The sequence below is a fragment of the Porphyrobacter sp. SLTP genome (genome assembly GCF_009905735.1).
In the GTDB taxonomy this organism is placed as follows: domain Bacteria; phylum Pseudomonadota; class Alphaproteobacteria; order Sphingomonadales; family Sphingomonadaceae; genus Erythrobacter.
Window position 1 is genome coordinate 59580 of record NZ_JAAALE010000001.1, and the last position, 14438, is coordinate 74017.

At 60.6% G+C, this 14438-nt stretch carries 15 protein-coding genes; 8 read left to right on the forward strand and 7 right to left on the reverse strand.

Features of this window, described 5'->3' with window-relative positions; all coding sequences use genetic code 11:
* Positions 1 to 38 precede the first annotated feature (38 nt).
* Positions 39 to 818, reverse strand: a complete 780-nt coding sequence (locus tag GVM20_RS00255; RefSeq protein ID WP_166545305.1) for an SDR family oxidoreductase — start codon at positions 816 to 818, stop codon at positions 39 to 41.
* Complete coding sequence (locus GVM20_RS00260; protein WP_166545306.1) at positions 815 to 1144, reverse strand: nuclear transport factor 2 family protein; 330 nt, start codon at positions 1142 to 1144, stop codon at positions 815 to 817. Before GVM20_RS00260 ends, GVM20_RS00255 begins: the two co-directional genes overlap by 4 nt.
* Positions 1145 to 1248: 104 nt before the next feature.
* Between GVM20_RS00260 and GVM20_RS00265 the strand changes: the two genes are divergently transcribed.
* On the forward strand, positions 1249 to 2154 hold the full coding sequence (locus GVM20_RS00265; protein ID WP_166545307.1) for a LysR family transcriptional regulator: 906 nt from the start codon (positions 1249 to 1251) through the stop codon (positions 2152 to 2154).
* Between the two features lie 53 nt (positions 2155 to 2207).
* Here GVM20_RS00265 and GVM20_RS00270 read toward each other — a convergent pair whose 3' ends face one another.
* Positions 2208 to 2639, reverse strand: a complete 432-nt coding sequence (locus GVM20_RS00270; protein WP_166545308.1) for an organic hydroperoxide resistance protein — start codon at positions 2637 to 2639, stop codon at positions 2208 to 2210.
* Between the two features lie 35 nt (positions 2640 to 2674).
* Positions 2675 to 3691 carry an alpha/beta hydrolase gene (locus GVM20_RS00275; RefSeq protein ID WP_166545309.1) on the reverse strand — a complete coding sequence of 339 codons (1017 nt, stop codon included), beginning with the start codon at positions 3689 to 3691 and terminating at the stop codon, positions 2675 to 2677.
* A gap of 111 nt (positions 3692 to 3802) precedes the next feature.
* On the opposite strand from GVM20_RS00275, the gene GVM20_RS00280 reads away from it, so the two are divergent.
* Positions 3803 to 4267, forward strand: a complete 465-nt coding sequence (locus GVM20_RS00280) for a MarR family winged helix-turn-helix transcriptional regulator (protein WP_166545310.1) — start codon at positions 3803 to 3805, stop codon at positions 4265 to 4267.
* 254 nt (positions 4268 to 4521) lie between these two features.
* Here the strand turns inward: GVM20_RS00280 and GVM20_RS00285 are convergent, their stop codons facing one another.
* On the reverse strand, positions 4522 to 5184 hold the full coding sequence (locus tag GVM20_RS00285; RefSeq protein WP_199799377.1) for an alpha/beta hydrolase: 663 nt from the start codon (positions 5182 to 5184) through the stop codon (positions 4522 to 4524).
* A 164-nt stretch (positions 5185 to 5348) separates the two neighbouring features.
* Here GVM20_RS00285 and GVM20_RS00290 point away from each other — a divergent pair, with 164 nt between their 5' ends.
* From GVM20_RS00290 to GVM20_RS00305, 4 genes are all read left to right on the forward strand, one after another.
* Positions 5349 to 7028 (forward strand): NAD(P)/FAD-dependent oxidoreductase, encoded by a 1680-nt coding sequence (locus tag GVM20_RS00290; protein ID WP_166545311.1) that lies wholly within the window; start codon positions 5349 to 5351, stop codon positions 7026 to 7028.
* Positions 7029 to 7129: 101 nt separating this feature from the next.
* Positions 7130 to 7438: a metalloregulator ArsR/SmtB family transcription factor gene (locus tag GVM20_RS00295; RefSeq protein ID WP_353653079.1), complete on the forward strand. Its 309-nt coding sequence runs from the start codon at positions 7130 to 7132 to the stop codon at positions 7436 to 7438.
* Positions 7435 to 8091: an SdpI family protein gene (locus GVM20_RS00300; protein ID WP_166545312.1), complete on the forward strand. Its 657-nt coding sequence runs from the start codon at positions 7435 to 7437 to the stop codon at positions 8089 to 8091. Before GVM20_RS00295 ends, GVM20_RS00300 begins: the two co-directional genes overlap by 4 nt.
* The gene (locus GVM20_RS00305; RefSeq protein WP_166545313.1) at positions 8088 to 9050 is read left to right on the forward strand and encodes an alpha/beta hydrolase; all 963 of its coding nucleotides are present in this window, start codon (positions 8088 to 8090) and stop codon (positions 9048 to 9050) included. Before GVM20_RS00300 ends, GVM20_RS00305 begins: the two co-directional genes overlap by 4 nt.
* A gap of 195 nt (positions 9051 to 9245) precedes the next feature.
* On the opposite strand, the gene GVM20_RS00310 is transcribed toward GVM20_RS00305, so the two are convergent.
* Both GVM20_RS00310 and GVM20_RS00315 read right to left on the reverse strand, forming a co-directional pair.
* Positions 9246 to 9464 (reverse strand): helix-turn-helix domain-containing protein, encoded by a 219-nt coding sequence (locus GVM20_RS00310; protein WP_166545314.1) that lies wholly within the window; start codon positions 9462 to 9464, stop codon positions 9246 to 9248.
* Positions 9465 to 9467: 3 nt separating this feature from the next.
* Entirely contained in the window at positions 9468 to 10004 is a 537-nt protein-coding gene (locus GVM20_RS00315; RefSeq protein WP_166545315.1) for a DUF2975 domain-containing protein, read from the reverse strand.
* Positions 10005 to 10084: 80 nt separating this feature from the next.
* On the opposite strand from GVM20_RS00315, the gene GVM20_RS00320 reads away from it, so the two are divergent.
* Positions 10085 to 11395 (forward strand): hypothetical protein, encoded by a 1311-nt coding sequence (locus GVM20_RS00320; RefSeq protein WP_166545316.1) that lies wholly within the window; start codon positions 10085 to 10087, stop codon positions 11393 to 11395.
* 137 nt (positions 11396 to 11532) lie between these two features.
* Positions 11533 to 14382, forward strand: coding sequence for a M16 family metallopeptidase (locus GVM20_RS00325; RefSeq protein WP_166545317.1), 2850 nt, complete (start codon positions 11533 to 11535; stop codon positions 14380 to 14382).
* Positions 14383 to 14438: the final 56 nt, after the last annotated feature.

The window sequence follows — 14438 nt, forward strand, 5'->3', positions numbered from 1 at the left end:
GCGATTGTAGTGATCGTATCGTGCACTCGGAAATCAAATCAGGCCGTCGGTACCGTACCGCCGTCAATCACATATTCTGTGCCGGTAATTGTCCCGGCCCGTTCAGAGGCAAGGAAGGCGATCAGGCTGGCGATCTCGTCAGGTCTTGAGGGGCGGCCGATCGGCACACCGCCAAGCGACTGCATGATCATCTGCCTGCCCTGCTCCACACTGACGCCATGTTCCGCAGCGAGCCGGCGCGCCAGATCGATCGACGATTCGGTTTCGATCCATCCGGGCGAGACCCGCACCACGCGGACGCCTTGGGCCGCGACTTCCTTTGACAGGCTCTTGCTGTAGGTCGACAGCGCCGCCTTGGCTGCGGCGTAGGCGGTGGTCGCCGCGGGTAGCGGCAATTCGCGCTGGATCGAGGTGACGTGGATCACCACGCCCGATCCGCGCGCCGCCATACTGGGCACCAGTGCCCGGTCGAGCCGGACAGCGGGCATCAGGTTGAGATCAAGCTCGCTGCGCCACTGCGCCTCGTCCAGCGCTTGATAGCCGCCCGCCGGGGCCGACGAGCCACCCAACATATGAACGATGATATCGACCCCGCCGAGCCGCTTCTCGACCGCTTCCGCGACCACTGCGCAGCCTTCCGGCGTGGTCAAATCGGCAGCAACGAACTGCGCTGCGGGCATCGACTCAGGCTTGCTGCGCGCCGTGGTCAGCACGCGAGCGCCAAGTTCTTCGAGCAGCGCTATCGTGGCTGCACCGGCTCCACGGGTACCCGAGGTTACGAGGGCGCGTTTTCCCTCCAGGGTGATGAAGGGGATCATGGTACGATTTCCAGCGCCGCGATCCCGTCGCTCTCAAGCGCGAAGATGTAACGCAGGTCCACCGGGCTGCCGGGGAAGTTGCCGTTCAGCCGACTGGTGACAATGGTCCGCCCGTCGTGCTGGGCCAGCGCGAACGGTTCGACTGTGTAAGTGTATTGGGTCGACGCATTTGCCAGCCACTGCCGGATCGCCTCATGTCCGACATAGGTGTTGCCTTCGTCGATCACCGTTGCATCGGGGGTGAAGCAGGCGGCGAGCGATGCAGCATCGCTGTGCTTGTCAGCCGCGAAATAGCGGGCGATCGGATCGGGAAGGGTGAGGCTCATGTTCAGTCTCCGGTGGAGTTGGTGTGTGAGACACCCGGATAGACCTTTGACGCTGTCCGCATAAGCAGGATAAAAGAGGATATGATATTGCGGAATTAGGGACAATGCGGAGCTACAGTCTTGCCGATTTCGATGCCGTTCTTGCGATCGGGCGCAAAGGATCGTTCCGCGCAGCGGCGCTCGATCTCGGCGTGTCGACCACGGCACTCAGCAACACCATCGCCCGGCTTGAGAGCCAGCTTGGCGTCCGCCTGTTCAACCGCACCACTCGCAGTGTTGCGCTGACCGAGGCGGGGCGCCGGTTCATAGCGCAGCTATCACCCGCGCTGGGGGACATTCATCAGGCGCTCGACGCGGTCCGCGCGCAGCAGGATACGCCAGCTGGCACGCTGCGGATCAACACTTTCGCCACGGCGGGACGCGAGATTCTCGCGCCGCTTGTGCTCGAATGTCTGCGGCGTTTCCCGCAGGTCCGGATCGACCTCGTGACCGAGGGGAATCTCGTCGACATCGTGGCGGACGGGTTCGATTTCGGCATCCGCAGCCGTAATCTCGTTCCCAGCGATATGATTGCCATCCCGCTCGGCCCGGTGCGGCAGCATGTTGTGGTTGCTACGCCTGCCTATCTGGCGGGGCGCGAGTTGCCGCGTGTGCCTGCCGACCTGCTCGGTCTCACCTGCATTCGAACGCGGCTGCCCAACGGCGCACTCCTTCGCTGGCAATTCGAAGCCGAAGGGCAACCGTTGCAAGTGGATGTCGATGGCCCACTCACGCTCGACGAAGCGAGCCTCGCAAGGATCGCGGTGCTCGCCTCGATCGGGATCGGTCACTTCATGGAGTCCGATGTGCGCGAGGATATCGCTGCGGGTAAGCTGGTGCGGCTGCTGGAAGACTGGACCCCGCCGCTTTCGCCGCTGTGCCTCTATTATCCCAGCCGCCGTAATCCGCCCGCGGCTTTCAGGGTTTTCGTCGATCTTGCGCGCGAACTGGCGCGGGGGGGATCGGTATAAAGGGCGATGGCCCGATCAGCGTCGCGACTGACCGGGCCCTGATTTGCGGAGCATTATGCCTCCGTCGTCACCGCGAGGCGGACCTCGATGTTACCGCGCACCGCATGGGAATAGGGACAGACGGTATCGGCCTCGGCGACCAGTGCTTCGGCGTCCGCAGCGTCCAGCCCCGGCAGCGCAATGTCGAGCGTGACCGCCAGACCAAAGCCCTTATCCTGGCGTGGCCCGATGCCGACTGTAGCGCTGACACTGGCATCGGCAGGAACCTTGGCGTGCTTGCCCTGCGAGCCGACGAACTTCATCGCGCTGAGGAAGCAGGCGGCGTATCCAGCTGCAAACAGCTGTTCGGGATTGTTGCCTTGGCCATTGCCGCCCATTTCCTTTGGCGTGACCAATGCCACTTCGAAAGTGCCGTCATCGGTGCGGGCCCGGCCGTCGCGGCCGCCGGTGGCCGTGGCGCGGGTGGTGTAGAGGATCTTGGTCATATCGATGGTCCTTCCTTGATGAGAGGTCTGGCGTATCAGTTGCCGAAGGCAGCACGAAGACGGGCCGCACCTTGGGCGATGGCCGCGCGGGCCGGTTCACTCGCCGCCAGCGGGTTGAGCATCACGAAGTCATGGATCGTGCCGTTGAAGCGAGTGGTGGCAACCGGCACTCCGGCTTCGATCAGGCGGCGGCCGTAGGCTTCGCCCTCGTCGCGCAGCAGGTCGTTTTCCGCGACGATGATCGTCGCTGCGGGCAGGCCCGCAAGCTGCTGCTTCGAAGCGCGCAGCGGGAAGGCAAGCACGTCCTTGCGACTTTCGTCCGGGAAGTTCGCTTCGAGAAAGTAGTCCATCGCCTTGCGAGTCAGGAACGGTCCCTCACCGAATGCGCGATATGAGGCATTGTCCGAAACGTCGTCAGTCACCGGGTAGAACAACAGCTGGTGGCTGATCTTGGGGCCGACGCGGTCCTTGGCCATCATCGTGACGGCGATCGCCATGTTCCCGCCCGCGCTGTCACCCGCCACCGCGAGCCGAGTTCCGTCGATGCCGAGCGCTGCGCCGTTCGCCGCGACATACTCGAGCGCGGCATAGGCCTGCTCGTTATTGACCGGGTAGCGGACTTCAGGGGCGTTGTCGTATTCGACAAAGACCACCGCCGCACGGGCCTGTACCGCCAACTCGCGGATCAGGTGGTCATGGGTGTTGCGGTCGCCCATCACCCAGCCGCCACCATGATAGTAGAGCACCGCGGGAAGATCACCCTCAGCACCGGCGGGCCGAACGATGCGGATGCGCACCGCACCGGTCGGGCCGATGTTCCAGACAAGGTCCTGCGTGGTTGTCGGGGCAGAGGCCTCAACCTTGTCGGCTTGCACTCCTGCCAGCACGGCGCGGGCATCCTCATAGGCGAGTTCATAGATTGGCTTGCCGGCGGCGGCTGCTTCAGCAAAGCCCGCGGCGGCTGGTTCCAACGTTTGGGCATGAGCGGCGACAGGCGAGAGGGCCAGCAAAGCGCTGGAGGTGAGGGCGGTAAGCAGGATTGACTTGGTCATGGTTTGGCTCCTTTAAGATCGTTCACGCTTAGATCGTGTACGATTTAAATACGCTGCTCAGAAGCAGAGTCAACCCTTGCGATTAAATCGTGTGCGATTTATATAGAGGTCATGACCGAAACCGCTCCCAATGCCTCCGGAGGCAATCCGCTCGACCAGTTCCTGTGCTTTTCCGTCTACGCGGCGGGCCTGGCGTTCAACCGTGTCTACAAGCCACTGCTCGATCCGTATGGCATCACTTATCCCCAATACCTCGCATTGGTGGCGCTGAGCAGTAAGGAGGGGCAGACGGTCAGCGAGCTTGGCGAGAAGCTGCATCTGGAATCCAACACCCTGACACCGCTGGTCAAGCGGCTGGAAGCGGCCGGGCTGGTAACTCGTACACGTGACACGCAGGACGAACGGGTGGTGCGGTTGGGTCTGACAGTGGCCGGCAGCAACCTTGCGAAGACTGCTCTGGGCTGTGTCCCGGCCGAAGTTCTCGCGGCGACTGGGATGGACCAAGCTGCGCTGGAAGAGCTGAACGGCAATCTTGCTACGCTGGGTGCCACGCTCCGCGATTTTGCGGGACGATAGGGGCGACCAGGCGTCCGCCCGCCCTGACGCATCGCAAAGGCAGTGCTTAAGCTCCCAACATTGAGGTGATCGCATCTGCCAATGCGGAAGGCAGCAAAGGTCTCAACATCCGCTTTTAAGCGCTCGTCTGAGATGCTTGAACGTCCAAAGCATGAGACTTCCTTGGCCTATGGCTCACTTCTGGGCGCCGCATTGCAGCACCAACCGGGCGGGTCGCAGCCGGCAGTTTGGACAAGCTTCCTATTGAAAAACGGTCAAGACGAGCGATCAAAAGCATCGACCACAAAATCCCTTCCAAGGCGCAAGCCAACGGGATCAACGGTGTGAGGTATTCCATAGGAAACGTGCGTCGTGACCTCGACACCCAGCCGCTTTAGCTCGCTTTCCGCCATATGCAGCGCCGCGATCGGTACGACCGGGTCAGCCGTTCCGTGGACCAGCAACACCGGCGGCTTCGAGAATTCAGAGTGCGCAAGTCCTGTTGTTCCGGTGAGCATCCCTGAATAGCCCACCACGGCGGCGATAGTTCGTGGTCGGCGCAGCCCGATATGGAGCGCCATCATCGTGCCTTGGCTAAAGCCAACCAGCGCCAGGTCCGCCTCAGTCAGTTCATATTCTGCCAGCTTGCGGTCGATAAAGGCGTCGATGGCCGGAGCCGCCGATGCTGCACCTGCCGCCAGAGCTGATGGCGCAAATCCGGACAGCCCCCACCACTGATAGCCCGCCCCCATCATTCCGCACCGCTGAGGCGCATGGGGTGCGAGGAACAGTGTATCAGGAAGCGCGTCCTGCCACTGAGGTGCGAGCGCAATCATGTCGGTTCCGCTCGACCCGAAGCCGTGAAGCAGCAGAACGATCTTCTTGGGCCGCGCTCCGGATCGTGGCTTGAGGCTGGCGCCATTGACAATTTTCGACAATGATATGGTCTCTCTTGGTGACGACGGCTGGTTGTCTATGGCCAAAGCGCTTGGTTGAATACCTGTGTATCAGGCGCACTCGATAGATGGAGATGCCAGCCTGATTTAACGACCCTGCGCATCAGCGATTGGCATTCCGCGCTATCCCTCTCTAATGCTGCGCCATGCTGCGCATCACCGAATTGACCCTGCCGCTCCATCATCCGGACGAGGCCTTGCCTGCCGCCATCTGCAAGCGGCTCAGGATTACCCCGCGCGATCTGGTCCGCTTTGTCGTCGCGCGCCGCGGCCACGATGCGCGCGACAAGAACAACATCCAGCTGGTTTATTCGGTCGACGTGAATGTGAAGAACGAGGCAGCGGTGCTTCAGCGCTTTCGCAAGGATCGTAAGGTCCTGCCCACCCCCGACCCGCGCTACCATCTGGTGGCCAGAGCACCCGAAGGAGGTACGTCCAAGCGGCCTCTCGTGATCGGCGCCGGGCCATGCGGGCTGTTTGCTGGTCTTATCTTGGCCCAGATGGGGTTTCGCCCGATCATCCTCGACCGGGGCAAGGTGGTTCGCGAGCGGACTAAGGACACGTGGGGACTGTGGCGGCAGGGGGTGCTCAATCCGGAATCAAACGCCCAGTTCGGTGAGGGCGGAGCGGGCACCTTTTCCGATGGGAAGCTCTACAGCCGGATCAAGGATCCGAATAATCGCGACCGCAAGGTTCTGACCGAATTCGTGAAAGCCGGAGCACCTTCCGAGATCCTGACCGAGGCGCACCCCCATATCGGCACCTTCCGGCTGGTGACGATGGTCGAGAGCATGCGCAAAAGCATCGAGGCGCTCGGCGGTGAATATCGCTTTTCGAACCGGGTCGATGGCATCGACATCACGACCGATGCCCAAGGCGATCGCCGCGTTCGCGGCGTTTATCTGAGCACGGGTGAGTATCTGGAAGCGGACCATGTCGTGCTCGCTATTGGCCATAGTGCGCGCGACACGTTTGCGATGCTTCATGCGGCCGGGGTCTATGTCGAAGCCAAGCCGTTTTCGATCGGGGTCAGGATCGAACACCCGCAATCGTGGATCGACAAGTCGCGGTTCGGCATCGACGCTGGCAACAAGATCCTCGGCGCCGCCGAGTATCACATCTCGCACCACTGCAAGAATGATCGGACGGTCTACAGTTTCTGCATGTGTCCCGGCGGCACCGTTGTGGCTGCGACATCCGAGGAAGGCCGTGTCGCCACCAACGGCATGAGCCAGTATTCTCGCAACGAGCGTAATGCGAACTCTGGCCTGGTCGTCGCGATTGATCCGGAGCGCGACTTTCCCGGCGATCCCTTGGCAGGGATCGCGCTGCAACGTCATTGGGAGTCGTTGGCCTATGTTGCCGGCGGGTCGAGCTACAAAGCCCCGGCCCAGAGGCTGGGCGATTTTCTTGTAGGGCGCCCCTCCGAAGCGCTCGGCTCGGTAACGCCGTCCTACAAGCCCGGCGTTCATTTGACGGACTTGGCGCAATGCCTGCCGGACTTCGCGGTAACTGCGATGCGTGAGGCGCTGCCCGTTTTTGGTCGACAGATCCCCGGTTACGATCACCCCGACGTGCTGATGACCGGCGTCGAAACGCGCACGTCTTCACCAATCCGCTTCACCCGCGGTAAGGATTTTCAGAGCTTGAACACAGCGGGGCTTTTTCCTGCAGGTGAGGGAGCAGGCTATGCCGGGGGAATTCTGTCAGCAGCGGTGGATGGAATCAAGGTTGCCGAAGCAGTGGCGTTGAGCCTCGGCGGCGATGGCGAGACGGCAGAAAACCACCCATTAGCGGTCATCCGCGGACATCACGCGCGCCCCTGACACCAGCCGGGCAGCTAACTCCTTGCTTAAGCCGAAAGCCGATATTCTGCAATCGATCCCGGAAACGGCCATTGACTGAATCTATTTCGCTATTTAGCTAAATGACGATGAGTGACATATTTGACGCTCTTGCCCATCCGATCCGCCGTGAAGTACTTGAGATGCTCAAGCTCGGGGGCATGACTGCCGGCGAGATTGCTGACCAATTTCCGGTATCAAAGCCCACAATGTCCGGGCACTTTGCCAAGCTGAAGGCAGCCGGTCTGATCCGGGGTGAAAACCGAAGCGGTTCAATCACGTACACGCTCAACCTCTCCACGCTCGAAGAGGCGCTGCTGGGGTTCATGGGGCGCGTCGGGATCGGCAGCGGCGAGGCTGACCATCAGGGCAAAGCCGGGGACACGGCATGAAAGTGCGGGGTCTGTTCTTCGCCAATCTGGGGATCGCAGCGACGATGGCCGGGTTTGGGTTGTGGGTGGCCGCAGGCCTCGATCAGGGGGCCGAGCTCCCGATCCACTGGAATTTGGCGGGTGAAGCGGATGGCTATGCGCCGGCAGCCACGGCCCTGTTGTGGCCAGCAGGCGTGTCCGTCCTGATAGGCGCACTGTTTGCAGCGATCCCTCGACTGGAGCCTTTGCAGGAGCGGCTCGAAGCTTCGGCGCCGCTGCTGCGATCGGTGTGGATCGGGACCATGCTGCTGATGGTCTATCTTCAGGTCATAATCGCCGCGCCAGCTTTGCGCTGGGCGCTTGGCCCTGACCTGCTTCAGGTCGGACTGGGCGCGCTGCTGGTGATGATCGGCAACAGCTTGCCCAAATCGCGACCGAGCTTCTTCGTCGGTATCCGGACACCCTGGACCCTTGCCGACACCGACAACTGGATCGCCACCCACCGTCTTGGGGGCAAGTTGATGATGGGTGCTGGATGCCTGATCGTCGCGGCAGGCCTGTCGCCGTTGCCGACCATCTGGCGCGCCGCCGCCATGATGGCGCTGCTCGGCGGCGCGGTAGTGGTCCCCGTTTTCTACAGTTGGTGGCTGTGGCACAATAGGAGCAAGGCATGATCAAACGCGTTATGACACTGGCTGGTGCTGCAGCGCTGGTTGTTCCCCTCAAAGCAGAGGCGGGCCCGGTAGAGATGCCTATCGAGGCAGCAGGACCGCAAGGCCCGCTGGCGGGCACAATGCTGCGCGGTTCGAGCGCGCAAGGACCGGTCGCTTTGATTATTCCCGGATCTGGACCGACTGACAGGGATGGCAACAATCCGCTGGGCATCCGCGCGGCTAGCTATCGCCTGCTTGCTCAAGGGTTGGCTGCAGAGGGCATCACCACCGTGCGCATCGACAAGCGCGGCATTTTCGGCAGTGCCGGCGCTGTCCCCGATGCCAACGCCGTAACGATGGCGGACTACGTGGCTGACACCGCCGCTTGGGTGAAATCCGTCCGGGTAAAGACGGGAGCGCCCTGTGTCTGGTTGATTGGCCACAGCGAGGGAGGGCTTGTGGCGCTTGCCGCTGCACAGGAGGTTGAGAACCTGTGCGGGCTGGTGCTGGTTGCAGCAGCGGGAAGGCCGCTGGGTGACGTGATCAAGTCACAGCTTCGCGCCAATCCCGCCAATGCGCCGTTTCTTGAGGCAGCCGATGCCGCAATCGACGAGCTTGCGGCTGGCCGACGCGTAGACGCGTCCGCCCTGCCGCAGCCGCTCGCGCCGCTGTTCAATCCCGCAGTGCAGGGTTTCCTCATCAGCACATTCTCGCTCGATCCGGCAGATCTGGCTAGGAAAGCGCAGTTGCCGATTCTGATCGTGCAAGGTGGCAAGGACATTCAGGTTTCGGTTGCAGATGCGGAGCGTTTGAAGGCGGCCAATCCAGCGGCGACGCTGATCATCCTGCCTAATTCCAATCACGTGTTGAAGGACGTCGCGGGGAACAGTCCTGCTGATAACTTGGCGGCCTATCAAGCCCCTGACTTACCGCTATCTGTGGGGCTGGTTTCGGGGATCGCAGCCTTCGTCCCAGACTAGAAGCCGCCATTCGCTTTTCCACCCACGTTCGAACGGAACGGCAACCGCGGGTCGCACCTGATACCGGACGGGCAGCTTGGATGAGATTTTCGCCGATAGCAGACCTTCTGCAAACGACCCCATAGTGGACATTCTTCGGCGCAAACAAAATTCTCGAAACCAGACATAGCGATTCAGAGCAACATTTCGGATTTTTCAGACGTCGTCCGCTTCGCGTTCGAACTCAAGCAAGTCGCCTGGTTGACAATCGAGCACGTCGCAAATCTTGGCCAAGGTTTCGAACCTCACGCCACGAACCTTGCCCGTCCGGATAAGCGAAAGGTTCTGTTCCGACAGCCCGATCCGCTGGGCGAGCTCTTTCGAGCGCATTTTGCGCCGTGCGAGCATGACGTCGAGAGTTAGGACGATCTTCATCGCCTAGAGAATGTGAGCCTGTTCGTCAGCCAGAGAATGGCCGTGTTGAAAGACGAGCGCCAACACCGTCAGCAGGAAGGCGAAAAGAATGTCGCGCAGTTCCTCGGCACGAAATGTCAGTGCAAAGATGCGCTCGCCGCGACCTTCATTCCAACTGAGAATGACGCCTTCGACCGCGTGAATGAACGGTGCCGCAAGTGCGAGCGCGAAAATGAAAAGTGCGAATGTCCGGAAGCTGCGGACCGCGCGCTCGGAAAAAGCTCTGTCCTCGGCAAACTCGCGAAAAATGGCCGCGAGGTGAAGCAGCGCAAAGCTCGTCACCCCTGCAGATGCCAGACCAAGAGCAATACCAGCTGCGCGCTGCCCGGTTGAAAGGCCGGATGAGGGATAGGGCAGCCCATCAAAAACGCCCCACAAAGTGCGGAACCAGTCAGGCCAAATCCAAATTGAGGCCGTGACCAAGGGCGCCATCATCGCGAGAAAAAAGCAGAGCAAGATCATGATCTTGCACCATTTCCGCAATCTTTCGTTGACTTTCATGGGTCCCTCTGGATTCATGTTTTACATGAATTTATAAAATTATCGCTTGATCGTATCAATTCCCGATGAGGAAAGCGACGATGAAATTGATCTCCATGCCGGGACGATTGCTTCTCCCCACATCGATAATCGCGACAGCTGCCTGCACGCCTGGGCCGATGCCATTGGCGAACTTGGCACCTGTTCCCCATGCTTATGTAATCGAGATTGACGCTAGTCGCTCCACGGAGGCTAAGGTCACATTAGCCTTCGCGACTGCTCCATCGTCGATTTATCCAGCGCGAGACGGGGACGGTGGGGGTGTCGTGGACGTGCGTTGCGAAGACGGGCGAGAGGCTTTGCAGAAGGACGGTCGCTGGCGTGTGCCGACGGGTTGCAGACGTCTCGAGTGGACAATAGCAGTTGATGATCTGGACGCGACGGGCATCGATGCCGACTTGCCTTCTGCAGCTTACAGCAGGCGGCACGGATTTCTGGTGCTGCCCGAGCGCGACGGCCTTTTGCGAGCCGGTAACGATGGCGGAAGCGCGACCGTGCGGCTCATAAACATGGACGGAAGCATTGTTGCGCGGGAATACGCTTTCCCCTCGATCAATCAGCCCCCGTTCTATGCGGTAGTCGGCACACAACCTTCGCAGAACTATGAGAGCAATGGATTTGCATTGCGAATTTTCGGCAATGCTCTCCCGTACATGTGGATGGACGAGATTCACCAACACGTGCTTTCCACGTGGTCCAGATGGAGCCGCGATCTGGTCTCCGGTCCGGCACCATCGAAGATTGACTGGGCGTGGGTCAGGCCGGTGGAAGATGCAGAACCCGGCTACAGTGCAAGCGCTGGTGCCGAGGCGATCATATCGCAGATCGTGTTACGCGACGGCGACCCCGATGCAGAAGCAAAAGCGCGCGTGGTGATCGCCACAAGCGCGGCTCATGAGGGTTTTCATTTAATCACCGGTGCCGCAGGCCAGGCTTGGCCGGCTTGGGTCAACGAAAGTCTTGCAAACCACTTCGCCATAACCGCCGCCCGTGAATTTCTCGCGTCTGAAGATCATCGATGGTTGAATGCCTATTATGTCGATCCGGAGGTGCGCGCGCCGCTGCTTGAATCGCAGGCGCTTTATAGCGCGGGAGATGGTGGGCAGGCTCAAGTATTCTATACTTGGGGTGCGCGGTTCTGGCGCGAGATCGAGAAGGTGCTGACGAACCAACCCAATGGGTCGGGCAGATTGGCGGCTCTGATCCGTGAGACCAACAACTTTGCGGATATCGATCTGAATGATGCCGATGCACTGGCAGATCTGCTCGACCAACACAGCGACGATCGAGCCTCGCCAATTGTGCAGTGTTTCCTGCGTGGTCTGTCTTGCCCCACAGTGATCGCGGAATGAGGTCAAGGGCCGAACGACAAGCAGTGACGCGACCGTGTGCGCAAGGTCTGCGTTTTGGCTTCCGAAACCGGCATATATCTGATTTCAAAACTGAGTCCCGCGATCCAACGCGGCGCTCTTGGACAAGGAGCGAACGAATGGGGCTCAAGAGAATACTTCTGCTCGCCTGCCTCGGTCTGGGAATATGCGTCTCAATGCAGGTACGTGCGCAGAGCGATTTCGATCCGCTACACTTCTCTGCTGAAAGCCAATCGACCGGGCAGGCTATTCAGTCCGGTCGCCTCGCGAACGGGCTACGCTACATCATCATCTCTCGCCGCAGCGAAGCGTTTCAAGACACGTCCAAGGTGGCGATCAGGATGCGTGTCGATGGCGGATGGCGGGCAGAAGGGCCGGGCGAAAATGGGCTAGTTCACCTGATTGAACATCTTCCGCTTGAAGGCAACTCGAGGATGTCGGCGGAAGAGGTAAGAACCTTTCGCGATCAGCACACCGACGTACGTGAATGGGGCGCCTTCACATCCCCCTATGCCAGCGAGTACTTTCTGACCACGCAGACCAACGATCAGTCGGTCATCAGAGATGCGCTGAGATATCTTGGCGGGATCGCCATCGGCTTGCCGGTTTCCGCTGAGGGCGTCGAACGGCAGCGCCCGATTGTCATCAATGAGATGGCGGGTAGGCTGGCTGAAGCCATGAGGCTACATCAGCGCGCCCGGGTTCTCGCGCCAACGTCTGAATGGGACATTTCGTGGGGCTACGATTCTTCGGACGTCGCGACGGCTGATCTTGGGACTATCCAAGCTCTCTACAACCGGGTCTATCGACCTGAGAACGTGACCGTCGTCATCATCGGGGATGTCAATCCCTCGACCGTCACTGGGCTTCTGACCAACGAGTTCGGCGCATGGTCGCCCGCCGCTTTAGATCATGCGCCCCGTCGTGCCGTGAGTACTGCACCAAGCCGCACGACGCCAAACAGCGCAGAGGATCGGCCGACTGGAGCCGCTCCGCGCCACACAGTCTCTCTCGACATGGCTGCACAGCGAACTGTTCTGGTCAGTCTTCGCGCTACGGCCCCCTATCTGATGGATCCGGGTTCGCCCACACCGCACCGCGATGCAGCGACGATGGACAGGGTCTTTGCTCTGATCCTTTCGCACAGACTGGAATTGCAGGCGCTCGAGGCGGGGCTTGGCACTGCCGATTTCACGATTGCGCCTACCGCTGCCGACGGCCGCGTCCTCATCTGGCAGCTTACCCCTCTTTCCTCCGAATGGCGTCCCGCCCTTGCCATCCTTCTGGATCAGGTGGCTGCGGCACAGAAAGGCGGCTTTACCGAAAAAGAGCTGGCTACGGCCAAGCGGATCATGCTGCGAGACATCAACGACCGCAATGAGCAAGCCAGATACTACAACAATGGCAGCGTGTCCGCGGGCATGAGCGACAGCCTCAACCGCGGGTTCGAACTTCAGTCCGATGCAGAGGCGTTGGAACAAGAGCGGCGTCTCCTCATGAATCTGACGCTGGCTGATTTCAACGAGGTTTGGCGACAAGCCGCGGCATTCGCGCCCATACAGACACGGATCGAAGGATTTACGGACGAAGGGAGCGCTGGCCAGTCGAGGGATTTGGCAGCCTTTGTGGAAACCCACACGCCCAGATCGGTCGAAGCACCGGGAGACGGCGCCGCAGGACCTGAGCAGCAGGTTCTCAGCCAAAAGCCGGGAAGGATCGTGTCCGATAAGCGCACTGATGACGGCATTCGCACGCTGGTGTTCGCGAATGGCTCGACGCTGCGTCTCGTCAAGCGCGAGCATCAGGGGAAATACCTTGAAATCGAGGTTCGCGCGAGCGCACCAGAGGCACGCAGAAAACTGACGCTTTGCGATGTTCTGGTTCTTCCTCATTTCGTGAATGCTGGCGGCACCACAATGCGGTCAGAGCGGGATCGCCGCGACGCGCTTTGGGGGAAGGATATTCGTTCATCACCGTTCGAGATGACGTCCGACGGTATCAGGACCGGGGTTTCGGCAAGGATTGAGGATGCTGCCGTTGCCCTGCTGTATCTGTTCTCGATCATGTCTAGCCCGGGCTTCAGGGACAGCGGCGAGAAAGTCGCAGCAGGTCGGGCTCGGGATGCGTTGAGCGCGTCAAGCCAAGATCCTTTGGTTGCGTTGACCCGCGAGATCGAGGGGCGCGCAGCTTCTGGCAAAGAAATCCGCTCTGCCGCTAACGAGGAGCCCTGTGCGTCCCCTGCAAGCATGGCTCGTGCTTCGGCCTATCTTCGTCCCGTGCTCACACAAGGCAGGATAGATGCCGCTGTTGCGGGCAACATGAACGCGGCTGATGTGATTGCACTATTTGCCTCGACCTTCGGCCAAGACCAACGCCGAAAAGCAAAGCGAGCTGCTGCAGGTCCGGCCAATCACGATAAACTTGCCACCCTGAACCTCGACATGATCCCGGCAACCGGAGGTCAGACCCATGTCGGGGCGGCCTGGACGATAAAGGAGCCCGCCAACGGTCGCGAACGGGCGGCGCAGGAAATGCTCACAGCTCTGTTTGCGCGAATGCTTTACGCTGAGCTCGCGCAGAACGGCACGGTTTATGCTCCGAACGTTGCACGCATAGAACTCATTGAACATAAAGGCCAACCGATCATCGCGGCGGCGGCAACCGTCCCTGCCGCGCAAGCCGAAAGCGTGCTCGCCGCGATAAGCAAGGTCGCCGAGGGCTTGGCGGCGTCTGGCCCTGATCCTCAGCTTCTGGAGACCATACGGGGCTTGATGGTGGACGGGGTGGCAGAGAGCTATAATCAGGATCGCATGTGGGCTTTTCAGGCTGCCCAGCTGTCATCGCGCTCAGGGGCCATTGAGATTTGGCGAAGCGCGGCGGCAGAACTGCAAACCGTCAGTTCTGGTGACATCCAAGCTCTGGCCCGCGAGATCTTCGCAGTGCGCTTGGCGCAAACCCGGCTTCCATGAACAACTCAATACTAGTTTCGTCGCGACTAGAGGCTTCCAAAAAGCTGACAGGCGCA

Excerpts from the sequence above, each read along its gene's own strand:
- GVM20_RS00310 (WP_166545314.1), bottom strand. The coding sequence starts at position 9,464 with ATGAAGATCGTCCTAACTCTCGACGTCATGCTCGCACGGCGCAAAATG.
- GVM20_RS00295 (WP_353653079.1), top strand. The coding sequence starts at position 7,130 with ATGACGATGAGTGACATATTTGACGCTCTTGCCCATCCGATCCGCCGT.
- GVM20_RS00275 (WP_166545309.1), bottom strand. The coding sequence starts at position 3,691 with ATGACCAAGTCAATCCTGCTTACCGCCCTCACCTCCAGCGCTTTGCTG.
- GVM20_RS00270 (WP_166545308.1), bottom strand. The coding sequence starts at position 2,639 with ATGACCAAGATCCTCTACACCACCCGCGCCACGGCCACCGGCGGCCGC.
- GVM20_RS00320 (WP_166545316.1), top strand. The coding sequence starts at position 10,085 with ATGAAATTGATCTCCATGCCGGGACGATTGCTTCTCCCCACATCGATA.
- GVM20_RS00255 (WP_166545305.1), bottom strand. The coding sequence starts at position 818 with ATGATCCCCTTCATCACCCTGGAGGGAAAACGCGCCCTCGTAACCTCG.
- GVM20_RS00300 (WP_166545312.1), top strand. The coding sequence starts at position 7,435 with ATGAAAGTGCGGGGTCTGTTCTTCGCCAATCTGGGGATCGCAGCGACG.
- GVM20_RS00325 (WP_166545317.1), top strand. The coding sequence starts at position 11,533 with ATGGGGCTCAAGAGAATACTTCTGCTCGCCTGCCTCGGTCTGGGAATA.
- GVM20_RS00315 (WP_166545315.1), bottom strand. The coding sequence starts at position 10,004 with ATGAAAGTCAACGAAAGATTGCGGAAATGGTGCAAGATCATGATCTTG.
- GVM20_RS00305 (WP_166545313.1), top strand. The coding sequence starts at position 8,088 with ATGATCAAACGCGTTATGACACTGGCTGGTGCTGCAGCGCTGGTTGTT.
- GVM20_RS00290 (WP_166545311.1), top strand. The coding sequence starts at position 5,349 with ATGCTGCGCATCACCGAATTGACCCTGCCGCTCCATCATCCGGACGAG.
- GVM20_RS00280 (WP_166545310.1), top strand. The coding sequence starts at position 3,803 with ATGACCGAAACCGCTCCCAATGCCTCCGGAGGCAATCCGCTCGACCAG.
- GVM20_RS00260 (WP_166545306.1), bottom strand. The coding sequence starts at position 1,144 with ATGAGCCTCACCCTTCCCGATCCGATCGCCCGCTATTTCGCGGCTGAC.
- GVM20_RS00265 (WP_166545307.1), top strand. The coding sequence starts at position 1,249 with ATGCGGAGCTACAGTCTTGCCGATTTCGATGCCGTTCTTGCGATCGGG.